The following is a 19,888-nucleotide window of genomic DNA, read 5'->3' as shown; positions in this document are numbered from 1 at the left end:
TACGGTAACCCAAATACTATTTAAGTTACTTCACACACATCACGTTAAGAAGTGATGAGCCTTTAAGTTGAGTGACATTACCATTCGTAAACAGACCTTTCTTCTGGGCGCCCCAATAAGGAAGGTGCATTGGCCAGTCTTTTTGTTCCATTACTTTTGAGTCTAAAATGGTTTGCCAATCATCTTCACTCAACAGCTCCATGCCCAAACCATTACACGTCTTTTGTGCTTGGTCGTAATCTAAGCGACTCCAAGGTTTACCTTGTTCCATGTAAAACTGTTGTTTGCCATCAAGAATGTAAGGAACAGAGTAAGTCTTACCAGAAACAGAAGCGGTTAAACGCACCTCAACCTCGGCATCACTGCTGCTTTTCGAATTGTCCGGCAGAGATTGAATTGCCATCGGCTCAGAAGCAGGTTTGTTTACAGCTTTAGGAGCAGGAGCCTTAGGTGCTGGCGCAGAAGCTTTGGCAACCGCTGCCGTCGCAGGTGCTTTTGCCGCAGTACGCTCAATAGGTTGCGCTTCTACTCGAGCTTTAGGAGCTGCTGCTTTATCCGCTTTTGCAGTCGCGGCAGCCAGTGGTGCTACATTAGTTGATTGAGATTTATCAACCATACGAATGAAGGCTTCTTTGTAACCCGATACCTTACGAACCTGAAGCAGCTCCTTGCGTGCATCAGCATAATTAGAGTATGGGCCAATCAAGCAGCGATAGTTACCTTGCTCTGGTTTCATCCATACATTAGTCGAGATGTTTTTGTAGATAGGTTTCGCTTTCTCTAATGGCAGTGGGTCATTGAGCAGCCCACACTGAACCCAGAATAGATTGCTTTCTGAATGGGTTTTGGGTGCTTTACTACCCCATATCCCTTTACCGATTGGACAAGAAGCTTCTAGTTGAGGCAGCTGGTCTGTGCTGGCTTGAGTCGCATCACAAAGCACCGATTCCGCGTGTACTTGGCCAGACAACGACGCGCCTACCGCGAACAGCGCTAAACCCAACCCCATACGAGAACCACGACATACTGCATTTATTGTCAATTTCATACCCATCACTCAACCCTCAAGGGTAAAATTATTACCGACTTGGTGTCGATAAAAAATGAATTCCATTTAAGACATTATTGACTACATCAATAACTCATAGTTCCTAAACTATAAGCAAAAAAAGAGCCGTAATTGCTTACGACTCTTAGTTTAGTGAGCTTTTTTATTAAAAATCAATCGCTCGGGATCAACCTTTATAAATTTTCGGGTTAAATACGTCGCGTAACCAGTCACCAAGCAGGTTAATTACCAGTACCAGCGTTACCAATACCACACCTGGGAAGGCAGTAATCCACCATGCACCCGAGAAGATGTAGTTAAAGCCGATACTGATCAGTGCGCCAAGTGATGGTTGGTCTACCGGAAGGCCAAGGCCTAGGAAAGAAAGTGCCGCTTCAGACATGATGGCATTTGCCACCTGCACCGTAGAGATAACCAGAATTGGAGACAAACAGTTCGGTAGAATGTGGCGGAACATGATACGAGGTGCTTTAAAGCCCATCACACGTGCCGCTTCGACATACTCTTTCTTCTTTTCTGCCAATACCGATGCACGAATCGTACGCGCATACTGCGGCCATTCGGCAATACCGATGATCACCACCAGCATCACTACTGCGTACTGAGCGTAGAAATCACTACCAAAGCTAGCCTTAAAGATAGCCGAAACAATGATCGCAACCATCATGGTTGAGAAAGAGAGCTGAACATCGGCGAAGCGCATTAGGAAGCTATCGATACGACCACCGAAGTAGCCCGCAGACAAACCGATGATGATACCTAGGGTTAGCTGAAGACCTACCGCCAAGAAACCAATCGTTAGTGACAGACGAGAGCCGTAAAGCATAGTCGATAGAATGTCACGACCTTGCTCATCAGTACCCAATAGGAAACGCTCATCACCATCTTCCATCCATGATGGCGGTAGCTCTGAGTCCATGATGTCAATCGACGTCACATCATATGGGTCAGTCGGCGCGAGAATCGGTGCAGCCAGAGCCATCACCAAGAATGCGGTAAAGACAGCGAAGCTGAACATCGCCACTTTGTCACGTAAGAAGTAGTACAGAATGTCTGACTGCTTAAAGCGCTCCCAACGAGATGGAGCTGTTGTTGATTGTTCCATGATTATGCTCCTTTCCCTGTAATGTTCACTGTTGGGTTAATGATGCCGTATAGCAAGTCAACAATGGTGTTGGTTACTACGAAAATCAGGCCAACAAAAATAACGTATGCGGTAATCAGTGGTGTATCCACTCGGTTAATCGCTTCAAGGAATAGGAAGCCGGTACCCGGCCACTGGAATACAGTTTCAGTAAGAATGGTGTAAGCCACCATGGTACCAATCTGAACACCACCCACCGTTAGTACAGGGAGCATGGTGTTTTTCAGCGCATGTTGGTAGTAGATCTTGTTCAGTGCTAAGCCTTTCGCTTTACCGAACTTGATGTATTCAGAGCTCAGTACTTCCAGCATCTCAGAACGTACGAGACGGATGAACAGCGGTAGCATGATAGAAGCGAGCGCAATACTTGGCAGAACTAAGTGTGCAAGGCCATCTAGCGTAAAGAAGCCAGATTCCCAACCAAGCCAGTTGGCAGTTTCACCACGTCCATAAGAAGGCAACCAGCCAAGCTCAATAGAGAACACATACATCAGCATAATGGCAGTTAAGAACACTGGAATCGAGATACCGATACTACTGCCCGCCATGACCAGCTTGGTAAAGAAACTTTTTGGGTGAATCGCCGAGTAGACCCCAAGTGGGATCGACAAACAAACAATGATAAGCGATGCACCAAACACTAACTCAAGTGTAGCCACCAGCTTGTCTAAGATAACGTCCACAGCTGGACGCTTAAAGAAGTACGAAGTACCAAGATCACCCTGTAGAGCAGCACCTACAAAGCGAGTGTATTTTGTAATGAAGGGATCGTTGAGGCCCAGCTCATCACGCAGCGCTTGACGCTCCGCTTCTGAAACAGACTGACCTACCAACTCACGTAACGGGTCGCCCAGGTTATCCTGAATGGCAAACGCCACCAAACTGATCACAAACATCACTATCAGTGCCTGAAACAGGCGCTTGACCAGAAACGTAAACATTCCTTGCCCCTTATCTATCCATGACTATCTAGTTAAGTCCGTAACTAGACAACAAATATTCAGTCTTAAAAAAGGTATCTAGCCAGACTGAAGGAAGACTAAATACCGAAACTTAATAGAACAACTTAAAAAGCGAGAGCCTGAACCAACAGGCTCTCACATCTAGCAAGCTAGATTACTGTACAACTAGGTCGCCGAAGTAAGGCATAACCATTGGGTTAACGATGTCAGCAGCACCAACGTTAGACTTAGCGCCCCACGCTTCACTTTGCCAGTGTAGCGGTACGAATGCTGCGTCGTTGTAAAGTGTTGCTTCAACGCCTTTCAGCATTTGAGAACGCTTAGCTGGATCAGTTTCAGTGTTAGATGCTTCTACTGTTGCATCCATCTCTGGGTTTGAGTAACCAGAACAGTTGTACTGACCACGACCAGTCTCTTCGTTACGAGTCATAGTTAGGAACTCGTTGAAGTTCGCTGAATCTTCTGTATCTGAGTGCCAGCCGATCATCATCATGTCTGCTGAACATAGGTCGAACTCAGGCCAGTATTGCGCTTTAGGCATTGTTTTCAGATCAACCTTGATGCCGATCTTAGACAGCATTGCTGCAGATGCTTGAGCAACTTTCGCATCGTTCACGTAACGGTTGTTTGGTGCCATCATCGTTAGCGTGAAGCCGTCTGCGTAGCCCGCTTCTTTCATCAGCTCTTTCGCTTTCTTAAGATCGTAACGTGGCACTAGCTCCTCGTTGTGACCTGCGTAGCCTGTTGGGCTTTGCTGACCAGCAGCTGTTGCGAAGCCTTTCATGATCTTCTTAACGATACCTTCGTTGTTGATTGCGTGAACAATCGCCTGACGAACGCGAACATCTTTCAGTGCTTCGTTGCTGTTTTGGTTCATTTGGAACGTGATGATACGAGTACCAGGTAGCGTCACAAGGTCGATGCCTTTCGCGTTCTTAACACGTTTGTGATCGTTTGGTGCTACTGGGTGAATCATGTCTACGTCACCAGAAAGAAGTGCTGCTACACGCGTTGCGTCTTCTTTGATTGGTACTAGCGTTAGGTTATCAACGTTACCTTTTGTCTCTGTGTCCCAGTAATCGTTGAAACGTTTGAACTGAACTTTTACGCCCTGCTCACGCTCAGTAACGATGAATGGACCTGTACCAGAAACGTTAGTCGAAGCGAACGAGTTACCGTGCTTCACTAGCTCTGACTTATCTTTACCATCCGCAGTCTTACCAGAGTAGAACTTGCTGTCCATTGGGAAGATGTAAGTCGCTGTTTGTAGTACTAGTGGGTAAGCCGCTTTCGATACTAGCTCAACGGTGTAGTCATCCACTTTTACCATTTTCTCGTATGGCGTGAAGATAGACTTGAAGTCTGGAGACGCTTGTAGACGCTCGAAAGTCCACACAACATCGTCAGCTGTTAGTTCGTTACCAGAGTGGAATTTCACACCCTTACGTAGGTTAAAGCGGAAAGTCGTTTCATCAACACGCTCCCAGCTAGATGCTAGGCGGCCTTCAAAATCCATCTCTTGAGTGAAACGTACTAGAGGGTCAAACACCATGTGAGACATTTGCAGTGTGCCACCAGACAGCTGCTCGTGCGGGTCAAGTGATACTGGGTCAGCTGCGTAGCCAACGGTAATATCTGCTGCTGCTGCACTAAAGCTTAGGCCAGCTGCCATCAAAGCGACTGCTAATTTGCTTTTCATGGTTTTCATTTGCATAACTCCTTCATGCGGGAATCCAGATCCCTAGTTGTTGTATTTGCGTCTGTTTTATTTTTAAAGCAGGCTCAACCTCACCCGCTTACATTTATACCGCGGCGTTCGCCACTGCTTTTTCTTCTCGTAAGCCTGTAAATTCAGGCATTAAAGAAATCAATTGTTTGCTGTACTCATGCTGAGGTGATTGGAACAACTGCTCGGTCGGCGCAACCTCAAGCAGTGTACCCATCTGCATTACACCCACGCGGTCACACATCTGACGAATAACCGGTAAATCGTGACTGATGAACAGCATGGTTAGGTTTAGCTCATCCTGTAGGTCTTTTAGTAGGTTAAGGATTTGCGCTTGAACAGACACATCCAGTGCCGACGTTGGTTCATCACAAATCAGAAGACGAGGACGAGTTGCCAGAGCACGAGCGATAGAGATACGCTGACGCTGGCCACCAGAGAATTCGTGTGGGTACTTAACACCAGCCATCTTACCCAGACCTACATGATCTAAGAGATCGTGTACGATCTGACGCGTTTCATTCTCGTTACGAGTTAGCTTATGGAAACGGATTGGCTCAGCAATGATGTCGAATATCTTCATTCGAGGGTTCATTGATGTGTAAGGGTTTTGGAACACCATCTGCATCTGACGACGCATTGGGCGGCGCTCTTTTTCAGACTTCAGGCCAGTTAAGTCAACGCCTTCAAACGTTACCTTGCCCGAGTTTGGTGCGTACAGGCCAGCAATCACACGTGCGATTGTTGATTTACCAGAACCAGACTCACCTACAAGACCAAAGGTTTCACCTTCATGAACTTCAAAGCTCACATTGTTTGAAGCTTGAACGTACTCACGACGGCTCTCAAAGAATGAATCTTTAGTGGTAAAACGCAAGTTTACGTTTTCCACATTTAGTAGTGGACCAGTGTATTCACGGTGATCTTGGCTTTGACCCAACCAGTGGTTTTTAACATCCAGAGGTTCCATCTCGTGCGCTTCTTCGATGTAGCTCACTAGAGGGAAGCGATCGAGTTTGCGATCTGAACGTGGAACCGCAGAGATCAAGCTGTGCGTGTATGGGTGCTCAGGAGTACCAAGGACTTGCGCCGTTGGACCAAACTCAACTAAGTCACCGCGGTACATTACCGCTACGCGATCGGTTACGTTAGAAACCACACCCATATCGTGCGTTACCAACATACAACCTACGTTCTTCTTGATGCACAATTCACGAATCAGACCTAGGATTTGGTCTTGGATCGATACATCCAGTGCTGTGGTAGGTTCATCGGCAATAATAAGATCTGGCTCACCCGCCAGTGCAATTGCGATAACCACACGCTGACGCATACCGCCAGAGAATTGGTGGGGATATTGTTTCAGACGGTTTTCTGGTTGCGGGATACCCACTTGATTCATCAAGTCAAGGGAACGCTCATAGGCTTCTTGCTCAGAAACGTTCATGTTAGCGTGAATCGTTTCTTTCAGTTGCTGCTCAACGGTGAAAAGAGGGTTAAGAGATGTCATCGGGTCTTGGAAGATGAACCCGATCTTTGAACCGCGTACTTTACGCATATCTTCAGGTGATAAACCTGATACTTTCTCACCATCTAAGAAAACTTCACCACTCGCGATGCGGCCTGGAGGGCTCAATAGATCGATAACCGCGTTACCAACCGTTGACTTACCAGCACCAGATTCCCCTACTACACCCACGATCTCTCCGCGCTCAATGTTGAACGAGAGTGATTTCACCGCAGCGTGCACACCATGACGAGATGGGTATTCGATACGAAGGTTTTTTACTTCTAAAAGTGACATTACCAGACCTCTACTGCTTTGGCAGCTTTCTGCCCTGTCTGCAAAATTGAATCCATTCTTACCAGAATAATGTTCTGATATTTTATACGGATGACAATTTGGCAAATAATTCACAGAAAAGCAACAAAAATAGGATAAAAAGTCGACATTAAACGTCAAGCAAGCAAAAACACCATATAATTATTCACTTGATAAGCATATAGTAAGAAGAATTCAGCATTTATTTCGTATTAGAAAAGTCAAGCAAACGCCTTTATACATATACTTGTATAAGATTTTTAAACCGTTAAAGCACTTTTTCCTTTTAGTCACTTTAGATAAATAATTATTCCACTAAACGATTAACAATATAGAAACATAAACCAATTTTAGTGAAAATAACCGCCACTTAATCCAAATAACATCACAAAATCAGAAGTTTAAACCAAAATTTATTTACAGAATTGATAGTAAGATCTACTCAAGAAAGGCAGTAATATTTCGGGGATAGTAGAGATTTGAAAGGAAAAATCACCGTAAGCAATAGTCTTGCCTCTACCTCAATAAGGTTAAGTGAAGCTGTCTAATTCATAAAACATCTCCTCAATAAGGTTTGGTGATAAATTACCCACCAACTCCAGAAAAAGAACATTATCTTAATCAGATAAATGCCCCAAAAAGGCAAATATGCTTAATATTAGTGCAAAGATTCATCAACCACTTCAATAAATTATTCGCCGTAGCACTGAATTAGCGCAAAGCCTACCCACTTGATGGTGTTCATATGCTTTAAAGTGCATTTAAACATCGTCAATAGACAGTACTGATTGTGAGTTTGTTTATAGAGATCGATGGCAAATGCTAATAGAAACTCTGTTAAGGATGACAGGGGAAGATATGCGGAGCAGACAAGTTCCTAAAGGGTAGTGCTCTGGCCTCTCACATATTTCAGATATAAAAAAAGACCGCCATTTCTGATGCGGACGGCTACTTGAGGCTTTCTTATCGTGGACGGTGAAGAGGGAGGCGATGCGGCTGGGCTTTCACAGAGCTGACGTCCCAGCTACCGAAAACACCATTATATTTTCGCCAAATTGAAAAAAAGCTCATCATTTCTGATGAGCCTTCTTAAAAGTGGTTCGTGAAGGGAGATTCGATCGGACTGGCGTACCAGCCTCTGACACTCAGGTCTAAAATCATCTATATTTCGGATGTAAAAAGGCCCCGTCATTTCTGACGAGGCTTTCTCATAGTGGTCGATGAAAAGGGAGGCGATGCGACTGGGCTTCCAGCCCCCGAAAACACCATTATATATTCGCCAAATAGAAAAAAAGCTCATCATTTCTGATGAGCTTTCTTAAAAGTGGTCGGTGAAGAGGGATTCGAACCCCCGACCCTCTGGTCCCAAACCAGATGCGCTACCAAGCTGCGCTATTCACCGACAAAATTAATGGGGGGGGGGGGGGGGGGGGGGGGGGGGGGGGGGGGGGGGGGGGGGGGGGGGGGGGGGGGGGGGGGGGGGGGGGGGGGAGTGGTCGGTGAAGAGGGATTCGAACCCCCGACCCTCTGGTCCCAAACCAGATGCGCTACCAAGCTGCGCTATTCACCGACTTATGTTTTGTTCCGATTTTATCAGAACTGGGAGCCGAAGCTACCGATATTCTTTAAAAGAAAAATGGGGTGGCTAACGAGATTCGAACTCGCGACCACCGGAATCACAATCCAGGGCTCTACCAACTGAGCTATAGCCACCATTGTTTCTTTCTTGCCAATTTCTCACTTGTTGAAACAAGTGTCCGGATGGCGCGCCTGAAAGGATTCGAACCTTCGGCCTTTGGCTCCGGAGGCCAACGCTCTATCCAGCTGAGCTACAGGCGCATGCCCTGTCGGCGGAGTGGAATAATACGTATATCACCCTAGGTCGTCTAGTACTTTTTTTATTTTTTTTCTCGTTTGCTCTCTTTTTCGACAGTTAATATGTGATAAACCCCTTATTTGAGTACTAGAACCCCCTATTGCCTATAAGTTGTTGTTTATTGCAACAACTTATCGGGATATAATCACCCATTATTTACATTGATTTAACAGTAGCTTTTTGCAACTAAAATCAACACACCCCTCTAACACTATAATTGGTAGGCACGTACTTACCTTGGGAATGTAAAGTGAGTTTAATGGATATGTCTCGTCGAATTTTAAGCCTTGTCATCGCAGCAGTGACTTTTTCAACGACAGCGGTCGCATCAGAACTGAGCCAAGCAGAGCATGACGCTATTGCTGAGCGCATCAAGCCCGTTGGTCAAGTTTACCTAGTTGGTAGCGAACCTGTTGCAGCAGAACCAACTGGTCCTCGTGATGGCGCAACTGTTTACGGTACTTTTTGTATTGCTTGTCACGCATCTGGCGTAAGTGGCGCACCAAAGACTGGTGATGCTGCGGATTGGGCACCTCGTATTGCTCAAGGCCGAGACATCCTAGCGGACCACGCAATCAACGGCTTCAACGCGATGCCAGCGAAAGGTTCATGTATGGACTGTTCAGACGATGAGATCAAAGACGCTATCGAGCACATGATCGCTGGTCTATAAGCAAACCAAAATTCTAAAAAAAGGAGACCACATGGTCTCCTTTTTGTTTTTCTGCTTATTTCTTATTAAACATCGCTCTGATATTAGCGATATGCGCTTGGCCTTTCTCCATACGCTCTTCTTGCGATTGAGGTTTCTTCACTGTCTCCCACTCAACATCATCGTGTGGCAATTCATCTAAGAAGCGGCTCTGCGTTGGTTTGATCAATTCACCAAATTGGCGACGTTCACGACATTTAGTAAAGGTCAGCTCTTTCTGAGCTCGGGTAATACCCACGTACATCAATCGACGCTCTTCTTCGACGTTACCTTCATCAACACTGGTTTGATGTGGAAGAATCCCCTCTTCCGCGCCCATTAGGTAGACATATGGGAACTCGAGACCTTTAGAGGCGTGTAAAGTCATCAGTTGCACTTGGTCGGCATCATCGTCATCTTCGCCACGCTCCATCATGTCACGCAGAGTCAGTCGCTGAACCACTTCTCTCAATGTCTTCTCTTCTTTATCGTAGTTGTCACCCTCAAGGTCAGCGACAATCCAGCTATAAAGATCAGAGACGTTCTTCATGCGCATTTCTGCCGCTTTCGGACTCGCTGACGTTTCGTATAACCAATCTTCGTAGTTAATGTCGCGAACCAAAGATCGCACTGCATCAACCGTATTACCACGCTCTGCATTATCAGAGATACGTACAATCCAATCGGTGAAGCGGCGCAGGTTCTCTAGCCCTCGACCTGTCAGTGTCTGCTCCAAGCCCATCTCAAAGCTCGCTTCAAACAAGCTCTTGCCACGCATGTTGGCATAGCTACCCAGCTTCTCGAGTGTCACCGGGCCAATCTCACGACGCGGGGTGTTCACAATACGTAGGAAAGCATTATCGTCATCCGGATTCACCAGCACTCGTAGGTAAGCCATGATGTCTTTAATCTCTGCACGAGCGAAGAATGACGTGCCACCCGAGATCTTGTAAGGAATACGGTTCTGCATCAGCGCTTTTTCAATCAAGCGCGATTGATGGTTACCTCGGTAGAGCACCGCATAATCTTTGTATTCGGTACGATTTAAGAATTTATGAGCAATGATTTCACCGGTAATACGTTCTGCTTCATGGTCTTCATTCTTAGCGTTGAGTACCTTGAGCTTTTCGCCGTCTGGGATCTCAGAGAAAAGAGACTTTTCATAAACGTGCGGGTTATTGGCGATCAAGATATTGGCCGCTCGCAGAATACGACTGGTTGAGCGGTAGTTCTGCTCTAGCTTAATTAGACGAAGGTTCGGGTAGTCTTCACCTAGTAGCACCAAGTTTTGCGGTTTCGCACCACGCCATGAGTAGATCGATTGGTCATCATCACCTACCACCGTCAAGCGACCTCGTTCGCCGACCAACAGACGCACTAACTCATACTGACTGGTGTTGGTATCTTGGTACTCATCGACCAACAAATAGCGAATGCGAGACTGCCAACGCTCACGCACTTCTTGATTGGTTTTCAGCAGCAATACTGGCATTGCAATCAAATCATCAAAGTCGAGCGCGTTATACGCCTTCATCTGCTTTTGGTACATCTCAAAACAGAAAGCAAAAAGCTGCTCTTGCTCACCCTTAGCGCGCGCTTTCGCTTGATCTGGCGTGAGCATGTCATTTTTCCAGTTTGAGATGGTGCTCAATAGCTGACGCAGAAGATCCTTATCGCCATCAATCTGCTTTTCCGTTAGCTCTTTAAGTAGAGCAAGCTGGTCTTGATCATCAAACAGTGAAAAGCCCGCTTTTAAGCCAAGCGCCTTATATTCTCGGCGGATGATGTTCAAACCCATGGTGTGGAAGGTCGAAACGATCAGCCCTTTAGATTCATTCTTACCTAATGTCTGTCCAACACGCTCTTTCATTTCACGTGCGGCTTTATTGGTGAAGGTCACAGCCGCAATATTTCGCGCCTTGTAGCCACACTCCTGAACCAAGTAAGCAATCTTGTTGGTGATAACACGTGTTTTGCCCGATCCAGCACCCGCTAATACTAAACAGGGCCCCGATACGTACTTCACAGCTTCGTCTTGTCTTGGGTTCAGTCTCATTAGATTCTCGATGTCATCTCAGGGGTCAATTGGAATTCGCGCCTATAATAATGCTGCAATGTTTTGAATGCTACGTTCTCTTATACAAGATTTTTACGCTCTACGCATAAAACTTACTTGCACAAATGGATGGTTCTTGAGCTATAATGAATGAACGTTCATTCATTACTGATAAGATTATGAACAATCATACTTCTCAAGATAAGCGCTTACAGATTCTATCTGCCGCTGAAACAGTCATTGCAGCGGAAGGTTTTCAAGGCCTTTCAATGCAGAAACTGGCGAAAGAAGCAGGCGTAGCTGCAGGCACTATATATCGCTATTTCGATGATAAAGAGCACTTGATTGAAGAGGTGCGTATTCAGGTTACACAACGTATTGCTGAAGCAGTCCAGTTCGGGGTAGACGACTCCGCACCGATTAAGCAGCGTTACAGAACCATGTGGCTCAACATATGGAACCTGGCTGGCACCAACTTAGCGGCGATCAAAAACCGCGTTCAATATGACTCTTTACCTGTAACAAATAGTAAAACTTTCAGGGAACTAGAAAGAAAAATGTTTGCCCAAGTTGAGCTGTTGTTTAACGAAGGCAAAGAGCAAGGGCTATTTAAACCACTTGATAATGAAGTATTAAGTGGACTGAGCTTAGCGGCAAGTGTGTCACTCGCCCGCAAGCATTCTTTAGGTTTTTACCAACTCGATGATGAGGCTTTAGAAGCTGCCATTGAAGCGAGCTGGGATGCAATAATTAAACACTGATCGGAGTTTTGACCATAATGAAAAAGTGGACTTTCTTCATGTTACTCATTGCTGTGCTTCTTTTTGGCAGCGTTATTGGGTTCAACATGTTCAAACAACAAAAAATTGCTGAATACATGGCAAACCGACCTGAGCCTGAGTTCCCGGTAACGGTAACTGACGTTCAACCGATCGACTGGGTTCCAGTAATCGAAGCTATCGGTTTCATCGAACCAAACCAAGGTGTAACACTGGCAAACGAAACCAGTGGCGTTATCGATCAAATCTCTTTTGAATCGGGTACTGAGGTTAAGAGCGACCAACTATTAGTACGTCTAGATTCAGACGTTGAGAAAGCAAACCTGAAAAGCTCTCAAGCGCGACTACCGGCAGCACAAGCTAAGTACAAGCGTTACCAAGGCCTATTCAAGAAAGGTTCTATCTCAAAAGAAGCATACGACGAAGCAGAAGCGAACTACTTCTCTCTATCTGCTGATATTGAGAGCCTAAAAGCTTCGATCGCTCGTCGTGAAATTCGCGCACCATTCGACGGTACTGTGGGTATTCGTAATGTGTACCTAGGTCAATACCTTCAATCTGGTACTGATATCGTTCGTCTAGAAGACACCAGTGTGATGCGTCTGCGCTTCACGGTTTCTCAAACAGACATCTCACGCATCAATGTTGGCCAAGCGGTTGATATCTTCGTTGATGCTTACCCAGAGACACCGTTTGAAGGTTCAATCAGCGCTATCGAACCAGCAGTAAGCGTGCAAAGTGGTCTGATTCAAGTTCAAGCAGACATTCCAAACAGTGATGGCAAGCTACGTAGCGGTATGTTCGCTCGTGCCAACATCATTCTACCGACTCTAGAGAACCAAGTTGCACTGCCTCAAACAGCAATCACTTTCACTCTATACGGTGACAATGTTTACATCTTGACTGAAGAAGATGGCGTAAAACGCGTTACACAACACGTAGTAAAAGTAGGTGAACGTACTGCAGACATCGCACACATTCTTGAAGGTGTGAAAGCGGGTGATGTAGTCGTGACTTCAGGTCAAGTTCGTCTAAGTAATGGTGCCAAGGTGAAAGTTGTTGAGAGTGATGCAATCACACCACCTTCTGAAACACCTCAGTTATAATTGGAGTCACAATGCGCTTTACTGATGTTTTTATTAAACGTCCAGTTCTAGCGGTATCCATCAGCTTCTTGATAGCTCTGCTTGGTTTGCAAGCAATCTTCAAGATGCAGGTGCGTGAATACCCAGAAATGACGAATACCGTAGTAACCGTTACCACGAGTTACTACGGTGCGAGTGCCGATCTTATCCAAGGTTTTATTACTCAGCCTCTTGAGCAAGCTGTTGCTCAGGCGGATAACATCGACTATATGACTTCATCTTCGGTTCTTGGTAGCTCTACCATTACTGTAAACATGAAGTTGAACACAGATCCAAACGCAGCTCTGTCTGACATACTGGCCAAGACAAACTCGGTTCGTTCCCAGCTTCCAAGAGAGGCAGAAGATCCAACTGTAACCATGTCTACGGGTTCGACAACGGCGGTACTGTACATTGGCTTTACTAGTGATGAATTGGCTTCGAGCCAGATTACCGACTACCTAGAACGTGTAATCAACCCGCAGCTATTTACGGTAAACGGTGTATCTAAGGTTGACCTATATGGTGGTATGAAATACGCACTTCGCGTATGGCTAGACCCGTCAAAAATGGCAGCAGTTGACCTAACTGCTAGCGATGTAATGACGGTACTGAACGCCAACAACTACCAATCAGCGACGGGCCAAGCGACGGGTGAGTTCGTACTTTACAACGGCAGTGCTGATACCCAAGTATCCAACGTTGAAGAGCTAGAGAATCTTGTAGTACGAAGCGGCGAAGGCGAAATTATCCGTCTATCTGACATTGCTAAGGTTTCTCTAGAGAAGAGCCACGATGTTTACCGAGCAAGTGCCAACGGTCAGGAAGCGGTTGTTGCAGCGATTAACGCAGCACCAAGTGCAAACCCGATCAACATTGCGGCAGATGTACTAGAGCTTCTTCCTCAACTAGAGAAGAACCTACCAAGCAACATCTCGATGAACGTGATGTATGACTCGACTATTGCAATCAATGAATCTATTCAAGAGGTTATTAAAACTATTCTTGAAGCGGCTTTGATCGTATTGGTCGTTATTACACTGTTCCTAGGTTCGTTCCGTGCAGTACTGATTCCAATCGTTACTATTCCATTGTCTCTAATCGGTGTGGCAATGGTAATGCAGGCAATGGGTTTCTCATGGAACCTGATGACGCTACTGGCGATGGTACTCGCTATCGGTCTGGTGGTAGATGATGCGATCGTTGTTCTTGAGAACGTCGACCGTCACATCAAGCTTGGTGAATCGCCATTCCGTGCAGCAATCATCGGTACTCGTGAAATCGCGGTTCCAGTTATTGCAATGACACTGACGCTAGGTGCGGTATATGCACCGATCGCAATGATGGGTGGTATTACGGGCTCACTATTTAAAGAGTTCGCACTAACACTTGCCGGTTCGGTATTTGTATCGGGCATCGTAGCACTGACGCTTTCTCCTATGATGTGTTCAAAAATGCTTAAAGCTCACGCAGAGCCAAGCAAGTTTGAGCAGAAAGTACACAATGTTCTTGATGGCATGACGAATCGCTATGAGCGCATGCTTGGTGCTGTTATGCAGCATCGTCCAGTGTTCATTGGTTTCGCTATCATCGTATTTGCAAGTCTGCCAATGCTGTTCAAATTTATCCCGAGTGAGCTCGCACCATCTGAGGATAAAGGTGTAATCATGCTTATGGGTACCGCACCGTCGAATGCGAACCTAGACTTCATGCAAAACACCATGAACGACGTCAACACGATTCTTTCTGATCAACCAGAAGTAGCATATGCTCAGGTATTTACTGGTGTGCCAAACGCAAACCAAGCCTTTGGTATTGCATCAATGGTGCCTTGGAGTGAGCGTGAAGCAAGTCAGTCTGACGTTGCTAACCGTGTAGGTGAATTAGTTAAAGATGTTCCAGGAATGGCTGTAACGGCGTTCCAAATGCCAGAGCTTCCAGGTGCAGGTTCAGGTCTTCCAATTCAGTTTGTTATTACAACACCAAACAGCTTTGAGAGCCTTTTCCAGATCACAACTGACATTCTGGCAGAAGTATCTTCAAACCCGCTATTCGTTTACTCAGATCTTGATCTGAACTACGACTCAGCGACCATGAAGATCAACATCGATAAAGACAAAGCAGGTGCTTACGGCGTGACAATGCAAGATATTGGTATCACGCTAGGTACTATGATGTCCGATGGTTACGTTAACCGTATCGACCTGAATGGCCGTTCGTACGAAGTTATCCCACAGGTTGAACGTAAGTTCCGTCTGAACCCTGAGTCGATGAACAATTACTACGTACGTGCAGCTGATGGCAGAGCCGTACCTCTGGGCAGTTTGATTACCATTGATGTGGTGGCAGAGCCTCGCTCTCTTCCTCACTTCAACCAACTGAACTCAGCAACGATTGGTGCCGTACCTGCTCCAGGCGCTGCGATGGGTGATGCGATTGCATGGTTTGAGAACATTGCAGAGACCAAACTACCAAGTGGCTACAACCATGACTACATGGGTGAGGCTCGCCAATACGTAACCGAAGGTAGCGCGCTATACGCAACATTTGGTCTAGCACTGGCGATCATCTTCCTAGTACTGGCAATTCAGTTCGAGTCAGTGAAGGATCCACTGGTTATCATGGTTTCGGTACCACTAGCTATCTGTGGTGCATTGATTGCCCTTGCATGGGGTGCAGCAACCATGAACATCTACTCGCAAGTAGGTTTGATCACACTGGTTGGTCTGATTACCAAGCACGGTATCTTGATCTGTGAGGTGGCAAAAGAAGAGCAGCTGCACAACAAGAAATCACGTATTGAAGCAGTAATGGAAGCGGCGAAGGTTCGTCTACGTCCTATCCTAATGACAACTGCAGCGATGATCGCAGGTCTTATCCCACTGATGTACGCAAGTGGTGCAGGTGCTGCTCAACGTTTCAGTATCGGTATTGTTATCGTTGCTGGTCTAGCAATTGGTACTATCTTCACGCTGTTCGTGTTGCCTGTTATCTACAGCTACCTAGCAGAGAAACACAAACCACTACCGGTTTTTGTTGAAGATAAAGACTTAGAGAAACTAGCACGTGTCGATGAAGCGAAAGCGGCACACCGAGAGTTAGCGGACAACAACTAACCTCAAGTTTCACGTTAATCGCAAAAAGGTCACTCGGTGACCTTTTTTTATACGCCACAGGCGACATCTCCACTGCGATTAAATAGAATAGTAGGAAATAATCAGGAGTTTTAATTGATATGTTTGATCCAAAAAAACTAGAGCAGATTGCGAAACAAATCCATGACTCTATGCCTCAGCCAGTGAAAGAGCTAGGTTCTGATGTGGACCAAAAGGTTCGCCAAGTTATCCAAGGCCAACTAAACAAGCTAGACGTTGTCAGCCGTGAAGAGTTCGATGTTCAAACTCAGGTTCTACTACGTACACGTCAGAAGCTAACTGAGATGGAACAAAAACTAGCAGATCTAGAAGCGAAGCTAGCTGACAAATAAGCGTAAATGCAAAAATACAAAAGGGTTGATGTGTAAGCATCAACCCTTTTTTATACGCTCATATTCTGTGAAGGTATACTCCAAGCAATACTCTTCCATTGCTTTAAGGCGTGATAGTGAAGACATACATCGTCCACATCTTCAGGAGCAAGTTGGCGAGCTCTGTAAAAACAAAAAGGCTTGGTCAACGGCGACCAAGCCTTTTAATTAGATGTTGTGTTTTTTATTTATGACTCCAATTTTTTGGAGTTCTCTAAATTCTTGCGATGCTAATTAGCCGCCTACTGCAATGCGCTTCATGTCGCTCATGTAAGCACGTAGCTCTTCACCGATGTACTCAACTGGGTGGTTACGGATAGCTTCGTTCACTTCGATTAGACGAGCATTGTCTACTTGGTTAGATGTTTCACCTAGACCTTTACCAATCACGTCTGTAGATACTGAAGGCATGAACTTCTCACGTAGTAGTGGTGTTGCTACGTTAGCAAATAGGTAGTTACCGTATTCAGCTGTATCAGAGATTACTACGTTCATTTCGTATAGACGCTTACGAGCAACCGTGTTTGCGATTAGTGGAAGCTCATGTAGAGATTCGTAGTATGCAGACTCATCGATGATGCCAGATGCAGTCATGGCTTCGAACGCTAGCTCAACACCAGCACGAACCATTGCAACCATTAGGATACCGTTGTCGAAGTACTCTTGCTCAGAGATTTCAACATCACCTTCAGGGTAGTTTTCGAATGCAGTTTGACCTGTCTCTTCACGCCAGCCTAGTAGGTTCGCATCGTCGTTTGCCCAGTCAGCCATCATAGTGCTAGAGAAGTGACCTGTGATTACGTCATCCATGTGCTTGTTGTACAGTGGACGCATAAGCTCTTTTAGCTCTTCAGAAAGCTCGAACGCTTTGATTTTCGCTGGGTTTGATAGACGGTCCATCATGTGTGTCACACCACCAAACTTTAGTGCTTCCGTAACAGTTTCCCAACCGTACTGTAGAAGCTTACCTGCGTAGCTCGGGTCAATACCTTCAGCAACCATCTTCTCGTAAGAAACGATAGAGCCAGCTTGTAGCATGCCACATAGAATGGTCTGTTCGCCCACTAGATCCGATTTCACTTCAGCAACAAATGAAGACTCTAGACAGCCCGCACGGTGACCACCAGTACCAGCAGCCCATGCTTTCGCGATATCCCAACCTTCACCCTTTGGATCATTCTCTGGGTGAACAGCGATAAGAGTCGGAACACCGAAACCACGCTTGTACTCTTCACGTACTTCTGTACCAGGACACTTAGGTGCAACCATAACAACCGTTAGGTCTTTACGAACCTGCATGCCTTCTTCAACAATGTTGAAGCCGTGAGAGTAACCTAGTGCAGCACCCTCTTTCATTAGAGGCATTACTGTCTCAACAACGTTTGTGTGCTGTTTGTCTGGAGTTAGGTTGATCACTAGATCTGCTTCTGGGATTAGGTTTTCGTAGCTGTCTACTTCAAAACCGTTCTCTTTTGCGTTTTTGTAAGATTGACGTTGCTCGTCAATCGCAGCCTGGCGAAGTGCGTAAGCTACGTTCAGGCCAGAGTCACGCATGTTTAGACCTTGGTTCAGGCCTTGAGCACCACAACCAACGATAACGACTTTCTTACCTTTCAGGTAATCCGCTTCAGTTGCAAATTCACTGCGGTCCATGAAACGACAACGACCTAATTGGTCCAGCTGCTCGCGTAGGTTTAAAGTATTGAAATAGTTAGCCATCTGGGCGCTCCTTTTAAGAATTTTTCCGTTGAGGTCGGTAGCTTTGTTACCGAATGAGTTCATACTAAAACAGACATGCGGTTGCTTAAAGTGATATATTCACAATTAGTTATTGCAATTAATGCAACGTGGAAACATTCGTAATATATGAACATAAAATCATTACAGTTATTCATACATTTGTGTGACAGCAAAAACTTCAGCAAGACTGCGGCGGCGATGCACGTCAGCCCATCGGCTTTAAGTCGCCAAATACAGAAACTCGAAGATGAAACAGGGCAAGAGCTGCTGATTCGAGATAACCGTAGTGTCGACCTCACTCCAGCAGGAAAACAATTGCTTCCCGTTGCACTCAATATTGTCAGTGAATGGCAACAGTACAACCTTCATTTAAAAGGCGGAGAACAAGAGCTGAAAGGTGAGATTCGAATCTTCTGCTCAGTGACTGCAAGCTATAGTCATCTGCCTGAGTTAATTACTGAGTTTCGAGCTCTCCATCCTTATATTGAATTTAAGCTCTCAACTGGCGACCCAGCTCAAGCGATAGATAAGATCCTCAATGACGAAGTCGATATCGCTATTTCCGCTAAGCCAGATATCCTTCCATCACGCCTCGAATTTGAAACAATTAGCGATATCCCGCTATCTGTTATCTCTCCAGCAGGAGTCAGTAGCTTCAGCCAACAACTACAGGCTGAGCACATCGATTGGAATGATCTACCATTCATCATCCCAGAGGCAGGCACAGCTCGTGAGCGTGCGAATGCATGGTTTAAGAAGCTGAAAATCAAACCTAATATCTATGCTCAGGTATCTGGTCATGAAGCGATAGTCAGCATGGTAGCGCTTGGGTGTGGTATTGGAATTGCCCCAGATGTGGTGATCAATAACAGCCCTGTAAGAGATAAGGTTGAACGCTTAAAGATAGAACCAATTAAGCCCTTTGAATTAGGCGTATGTTGTAAGCGAGCGCAATTAGATAACCCACTCATCCGAGCGTTCTGGCAGGTCGCAGAAGGGAAATATTTAACGGATTAGCTATCAGAAATAGTTAATAGAGAGAACGATATGGAAGGGCACGCTAGTGCTCTTTTTTTGTTACTTGAATTCGACACGACAGAAATGAAAAAAGCCCGCTGATTTCTCAGCGGGCTTTTCAATGGTGGTGGAGGGATAGGGATTTGAACCCTAGAACCGCTATTAACGGTTGCCGGTTTTCAAGACCGGTGCTTTCGACCACTCAGCCATCCCTCCAACAAATTGTCATCAACAGATTAGTACACTGTTGAAGTTGTTATTTGCTATGCAAATAACGAAATTAAAGCCTGGCGATGTCCTACTCTCACATGGGGAAGCCCCACACTACCATCGGCGCTATTGCGTTTCACTTCTGA

Annotated in this window: 14 protein-coding genes and 5 tRNA genes; 7 read left to right on the top strand and 12 right to left on the bottom strand. The window is 45.7% G+C overall.

Annotation, left to right across the window (positions count from 1 at the left end; genetic code table 11):
- Positions 1-25: 25 nt before the first annotated feature.
- The 6 genes from VFDL14_RS12595 to VFDL14_RS12625 form a co-directional block, all read right to left on the bottom strand.
- Positions 26-1,048, bottom strand: coding sequence for an SPOR domain-containing protein (locus VFDL14_RS12595; RefSeq protein WP_032551247.1), 1,023 nt, complete (start codon positions 1,046-1,048; stop codon positions 26-28).
- A 187-nt stretch (positions 1,049-1,235) separates the two neighbouring features.
- Positions 1,236-2,174: an ABC transporter permease gene (locus VFDL14_RS12600; RefSeq protein ID WP_032551024.1), complete on the bottom strand. Its 939-nt coding sequence runs from the start codon at positions 2,172-2,174 to the stop codon at positions 1,236-1,238.
- 2 nt (positions 2,175-2,176) lie between these two features.
- The gene (locus tag VFDL14_RS12605; protein WP_032551023.1) at positions 2,177-3,154 is read right to left on the bottom strand and encodes an ABC transporter permease; all 978 of its coding nucleotides are present in this window, start codon (positions 3,152-3,154) and stop codon (positions 2,177-2,179) included.
- Between the two features lie 175 nt (positions 3,155-3,329).
- Complete coding sequence (locus VFDL14_RS12610) at positions 3,330-4,883, bottom strand: ABC transporter substrate-binding protein (RefSeq protein WP_032551021.1); 1,554 nt, start codon at positions 4,881-4,883, stop codon at positions 3,330-3,332.
- A 94-nt stretch (positions 4,884-4,977) separates the two neighbouring features.
- Positions 4,978-6,705, bottom strand: a complete 1,728-nt coding sequence (locus VFDL14_RS12615) for a dipeptide ABC transporter ATP-binding protein (protein ID WP_032551020.1) — start codon at positions 6,703-6,705, stop codon at positions 4,978-4,980.
- Positions 6,706-8,048: 1,343 nt separating this feature from the next.
- Positions 8,049-8,125, bottom strand: a tRNA-Pro gene (locus VFDL14_RS12625).
- Between VFDL14_RS12625 and VFDL14_RS25040 the strand changes: the two genes are divergently transcribed.
- Positions 8,098-8,226 carry a hypothetical protein gene (locus VFDL14_RS25040; protein WP_268844470.1) on the top strand — a complete coding sequence of 43 codons (129 nt, stop codon included), beginning with the start codon at positions 8,098-8,100 and terminating at the stop codon, positions 8,224-8,226. The genes VFDL14_RS12625 and VFDL14_RS25040 overlap by 28 nt on opposite strands.
- Here VFDL14_RS25040 and VFDL14_RS12630 read toward each other — a convergent pair.
- From VFDL14_RS12630 to VFDL14_RS12640, 3 genes are all read right to left on the bottom strand, one after another.
- Positions 8,217-8,293: transfer RNA gene (locus VFDL14_RS12630), tRNA-Pro, on the bottom strand. The genes VFDL14_RS25040 and VFDL14_RS12630 overlap by 10 nt on opposite strands.
- A 67-nt stretch (positions 8,294-8,360) precedes the next feature.
- A tRNA-His gene (locus VFDL14_RS12635) sits at positions 8,361-8,436 on the bottom strand.
- Between the two features lie 49 nt (positions 8,437-8,485).
- Positions 8,486-8,562, bottom strand: a tRNA-Arg gene (locus VFDL14_RS12640).
- 296 nt (positions 8,563-8,858) lie between these two features.
- On the opposite strand from VFDL14_RS12640, the gene VFDL14_RS12645 reads away from it, so the two are divergent.
- Positions 8,859-9,272 carry a c-type cytochrome gene (locus VFDL14_RS12645; RefSeq protein WP_032551017.1) on the top strand — a complete coding sequence of 138 codons (414 nt, stop codon included), beginning with the start codon at positions 8,859-8,861 and terminating at the stop codon, positions 9,270-9,272.
- 55 nt (positions 9,273-9,327) lie between these two features.
- On the opposite strand, the gene rep is transcribed toward VFDL14_RS12645, so the two are convergent.
- Positions 9,328-11,346: a DNA helicase Rep gene (rep, locus tag VFDL14_RS12650; protein WP_032551015.1), complete on the bottom strand. Its 2,019-nt coding sequence runs from the start codon at positions 11,344-11,346 to the stop codon at positions 9,328-9,330.
- Positions 11,347-11,525: 179 nt separating this feature from the next.
- On the opposite strand from rep, the gene VFDL14_RS12655 reads away from it, so the two are divergent.
- The 4 genes from VFDL14_RS12655 (at position 11,526) to ubiK (ending at position 16,736) form a co-directional block, all read left to right on the top strand.
- Positions 11,526-12,107: a TetR/AcrR family transcriptional regulator gene (locus tag VFDL14_RS12655; RefSeq protein WP_150896241.1), complete on the top strand. Its 582-nt coding sequence runs from the start codon at positions 11,526-11,528 to the stop codon at positions 12,105-12,107.
- 17 nt (positions 12,108-12,124) lie between these two features.
- Positions 12,125-13,231, top strand: coding sequence for an efflux RND transporter periplasmic adaptor subunit (locus VFDL14_RS12660; RefSeq protein ID WP_032551012.1), 1,107 nt, complete (start codon positions 12,125-12,127; stop codon positions 13,229-13,231).
- 11 nt (positions 13,232-13,242) lie between these two features.
- Entirely contained in the window at positions 13,243-16,365 is a 3,123-nt protein-coding gene (locus VFDL14_RS12665) for a multidrug efflux RND transporter permease subunit (protein WP_032551011.1), read from the top strand.
- Between the two features lie 119 nt (positions 16,366-16,484).
- Positions 16,485-16,736 (top strand): ubiquinone biosynthesis accessory factor UbiK, encoded by a 252-nt coding sequence (gene ubiK / locus VFDL14_RS12670; RefSeq protein WP_032551009.1) that lies wholly within the window; start codon positions 16,485-16,487, stop codon positions 16,734-16,736.
- Between the two features lie 273 nt (positions 16,737-17,009).
- On the opposite strand, the gene ilvC is transcribed toward ubiK, so the two are convergent.
- Positions 17,010-18,494 carry a ketol-acid reductoisomerase gene (gene ilvC, locus VFDL14_RS12675; RefSeq protein WP_032551008.1) on the bottom strand — a complete coding sequence of 495 codons (1,485 nt, stop codon included), beginning with the start codon at positions 18,492-18,494 and terminating at the stop codon, positions 17,010-17,012.
- A 147-nt stretch (positions 18,495-18,641) separates the two neighbouring features.
- Between ilvC and ilvY the strand changes: the two genes are divergently transcribed.
- Positions 18,642-19,532, top strand: coding sequence for an HTH-type transcriptional activator IlvY (gene ilvY, locus VFDL14_RS12680; protein ID WP_032551007.1), 891 nt, complete (start codon positions 18,642-18,644; stop codon positions 19,530-19,532).
- Positions 19,533-19,657: 125 nt separating this feature from the next.
- Here the strand turns inward: ilvY and VFDL14_RS12685 are convergent.
- Positions 19,658-19,748 (bottom strand) — tRNA-Ser (locus tag VFDL14_RS12685).
- Positions 19,749-19,888 lie beyond the last annotated feature (140 nt).

It is taken from the genome of Vibrio fortis (assembly GCF_000695685.1).
GTDB classification, from domain to species: domain Bacteria; phylum Pseudomonadota; class Gammaproteobacteria; order Enterobacterales; family Vibrionaceae; genus Vibrio; species Vibrio fortis_A.
The sequence above is the reverse complement of the archived record's forward strand: the minus strand, read 5'-3'. Positions and strand labels throughout refer to the sequence as shown.

What these genes read in the sequence shown, in the direction of transcription:
- VFDL14_RS12595 (WP_032551247.1), bottom strand. Translation starts at nt 1,048, where the DNA reads ATGAAATTGACAATAAATGCAGTATGTCGTGGTTCTCGTATGGGGTTG.
- VFDL14_RS12600 (WP_032551024.1), bottom strand. Translation starts at nt 2,174, where the DNA reads ATGGAACAATCAACAACAGCTCCATCTCGTTGGGAGCGCTTTAAGCAG.
- VFDL14_RS12605 (WP_032551023.1), bottom strand. Translation starts at nt 3,154, where the DNA reads ATGTTTACGTTTCTGGTCAAGCGCCTGTTTCAGGCACTGATAGTGATG.
- VFDL14_RS12610 (WP_032551021.1), bottom strand. Translation starts at nt 4,883, where the DNA reads ATGAAAACCATGAAAAGCAAATTAGCAGTCGCTTTGATGGCAGCTGGC.
- VFDL14_RS12615 (WP_032551020.1), bottom strand. Translation starts at nt 6,705, where the DNA reads ATGTCACTTTTAGAAGTAAAAAACCTTCGTATCGAATACCCATCTCGT.
- VFDL14_RS25040 (WP_268844470.1), top strand. Translation starts at nt 8,098, where the DNA reads ATGCGCTACCAAGCTGCGCTATTCACCGACAAAATTAATGGGGGGGGG.
- VFDL14_RS12645 (WP_032551017.1), top strand. Translation starts at nt 8,859, where the DNA reads ATGGATATGTCTCGTCGAATTTTAAGCCTTGTCATCGCAGCAGTGACT.
- rep (WP_032551015.1), bottom strand. Translation starts at nt 11,346, where the DNA reads ATGAGACTGAACCCAAGACAAGACGAAGCTGTGAAGTACGTATCGGGG.
- VFDL14_RS12655 (WP_150896241.1), top strand. Translation starts at nt 11,526, where the DNA reads ATGAACAATCATACTTCTCAAGATAAGCGCTTACAGATTCTATCTGCC.
- VFDL14_RS12660 (WP_032551012.1), top strand. Translation starts at nt 12,125, where the DNA reads ATGAAAAAGTGGACTTTCTTCATGTTACTCATTGCTGTGCTTCTTTTT.
- VFDL14_RS12665 (WP_032551011.1), top strand. Translation starts at nt 13,243, where the DNA reads ATGCGCTTTACTGATGTTTTTATTAAACGTCCAGTTCTAGCGGTATCC.
- ubiK (WP_032551009.1), top strand. Translation starts at nt 16,485, where the DNA reads ATGTTTGATCCAAAAAAACTAGAGCAGATTGCGAAACAAATCCATGAC.
- ilvC (WP_032551008.1), bottom strand. Translation starts at nt 18,494, where the DNA reads ATGGCTAACTATTTCAATACTTTAAACCTACGCGAGCAGCTGGACCAA.
- ilvY (WP_032551007.1), top strand. Translation starts at nt 18,642, where the DNA reads ATGAACATAAAATCATTACAGTTATTCATACATTTGTGTGACAGCAAA.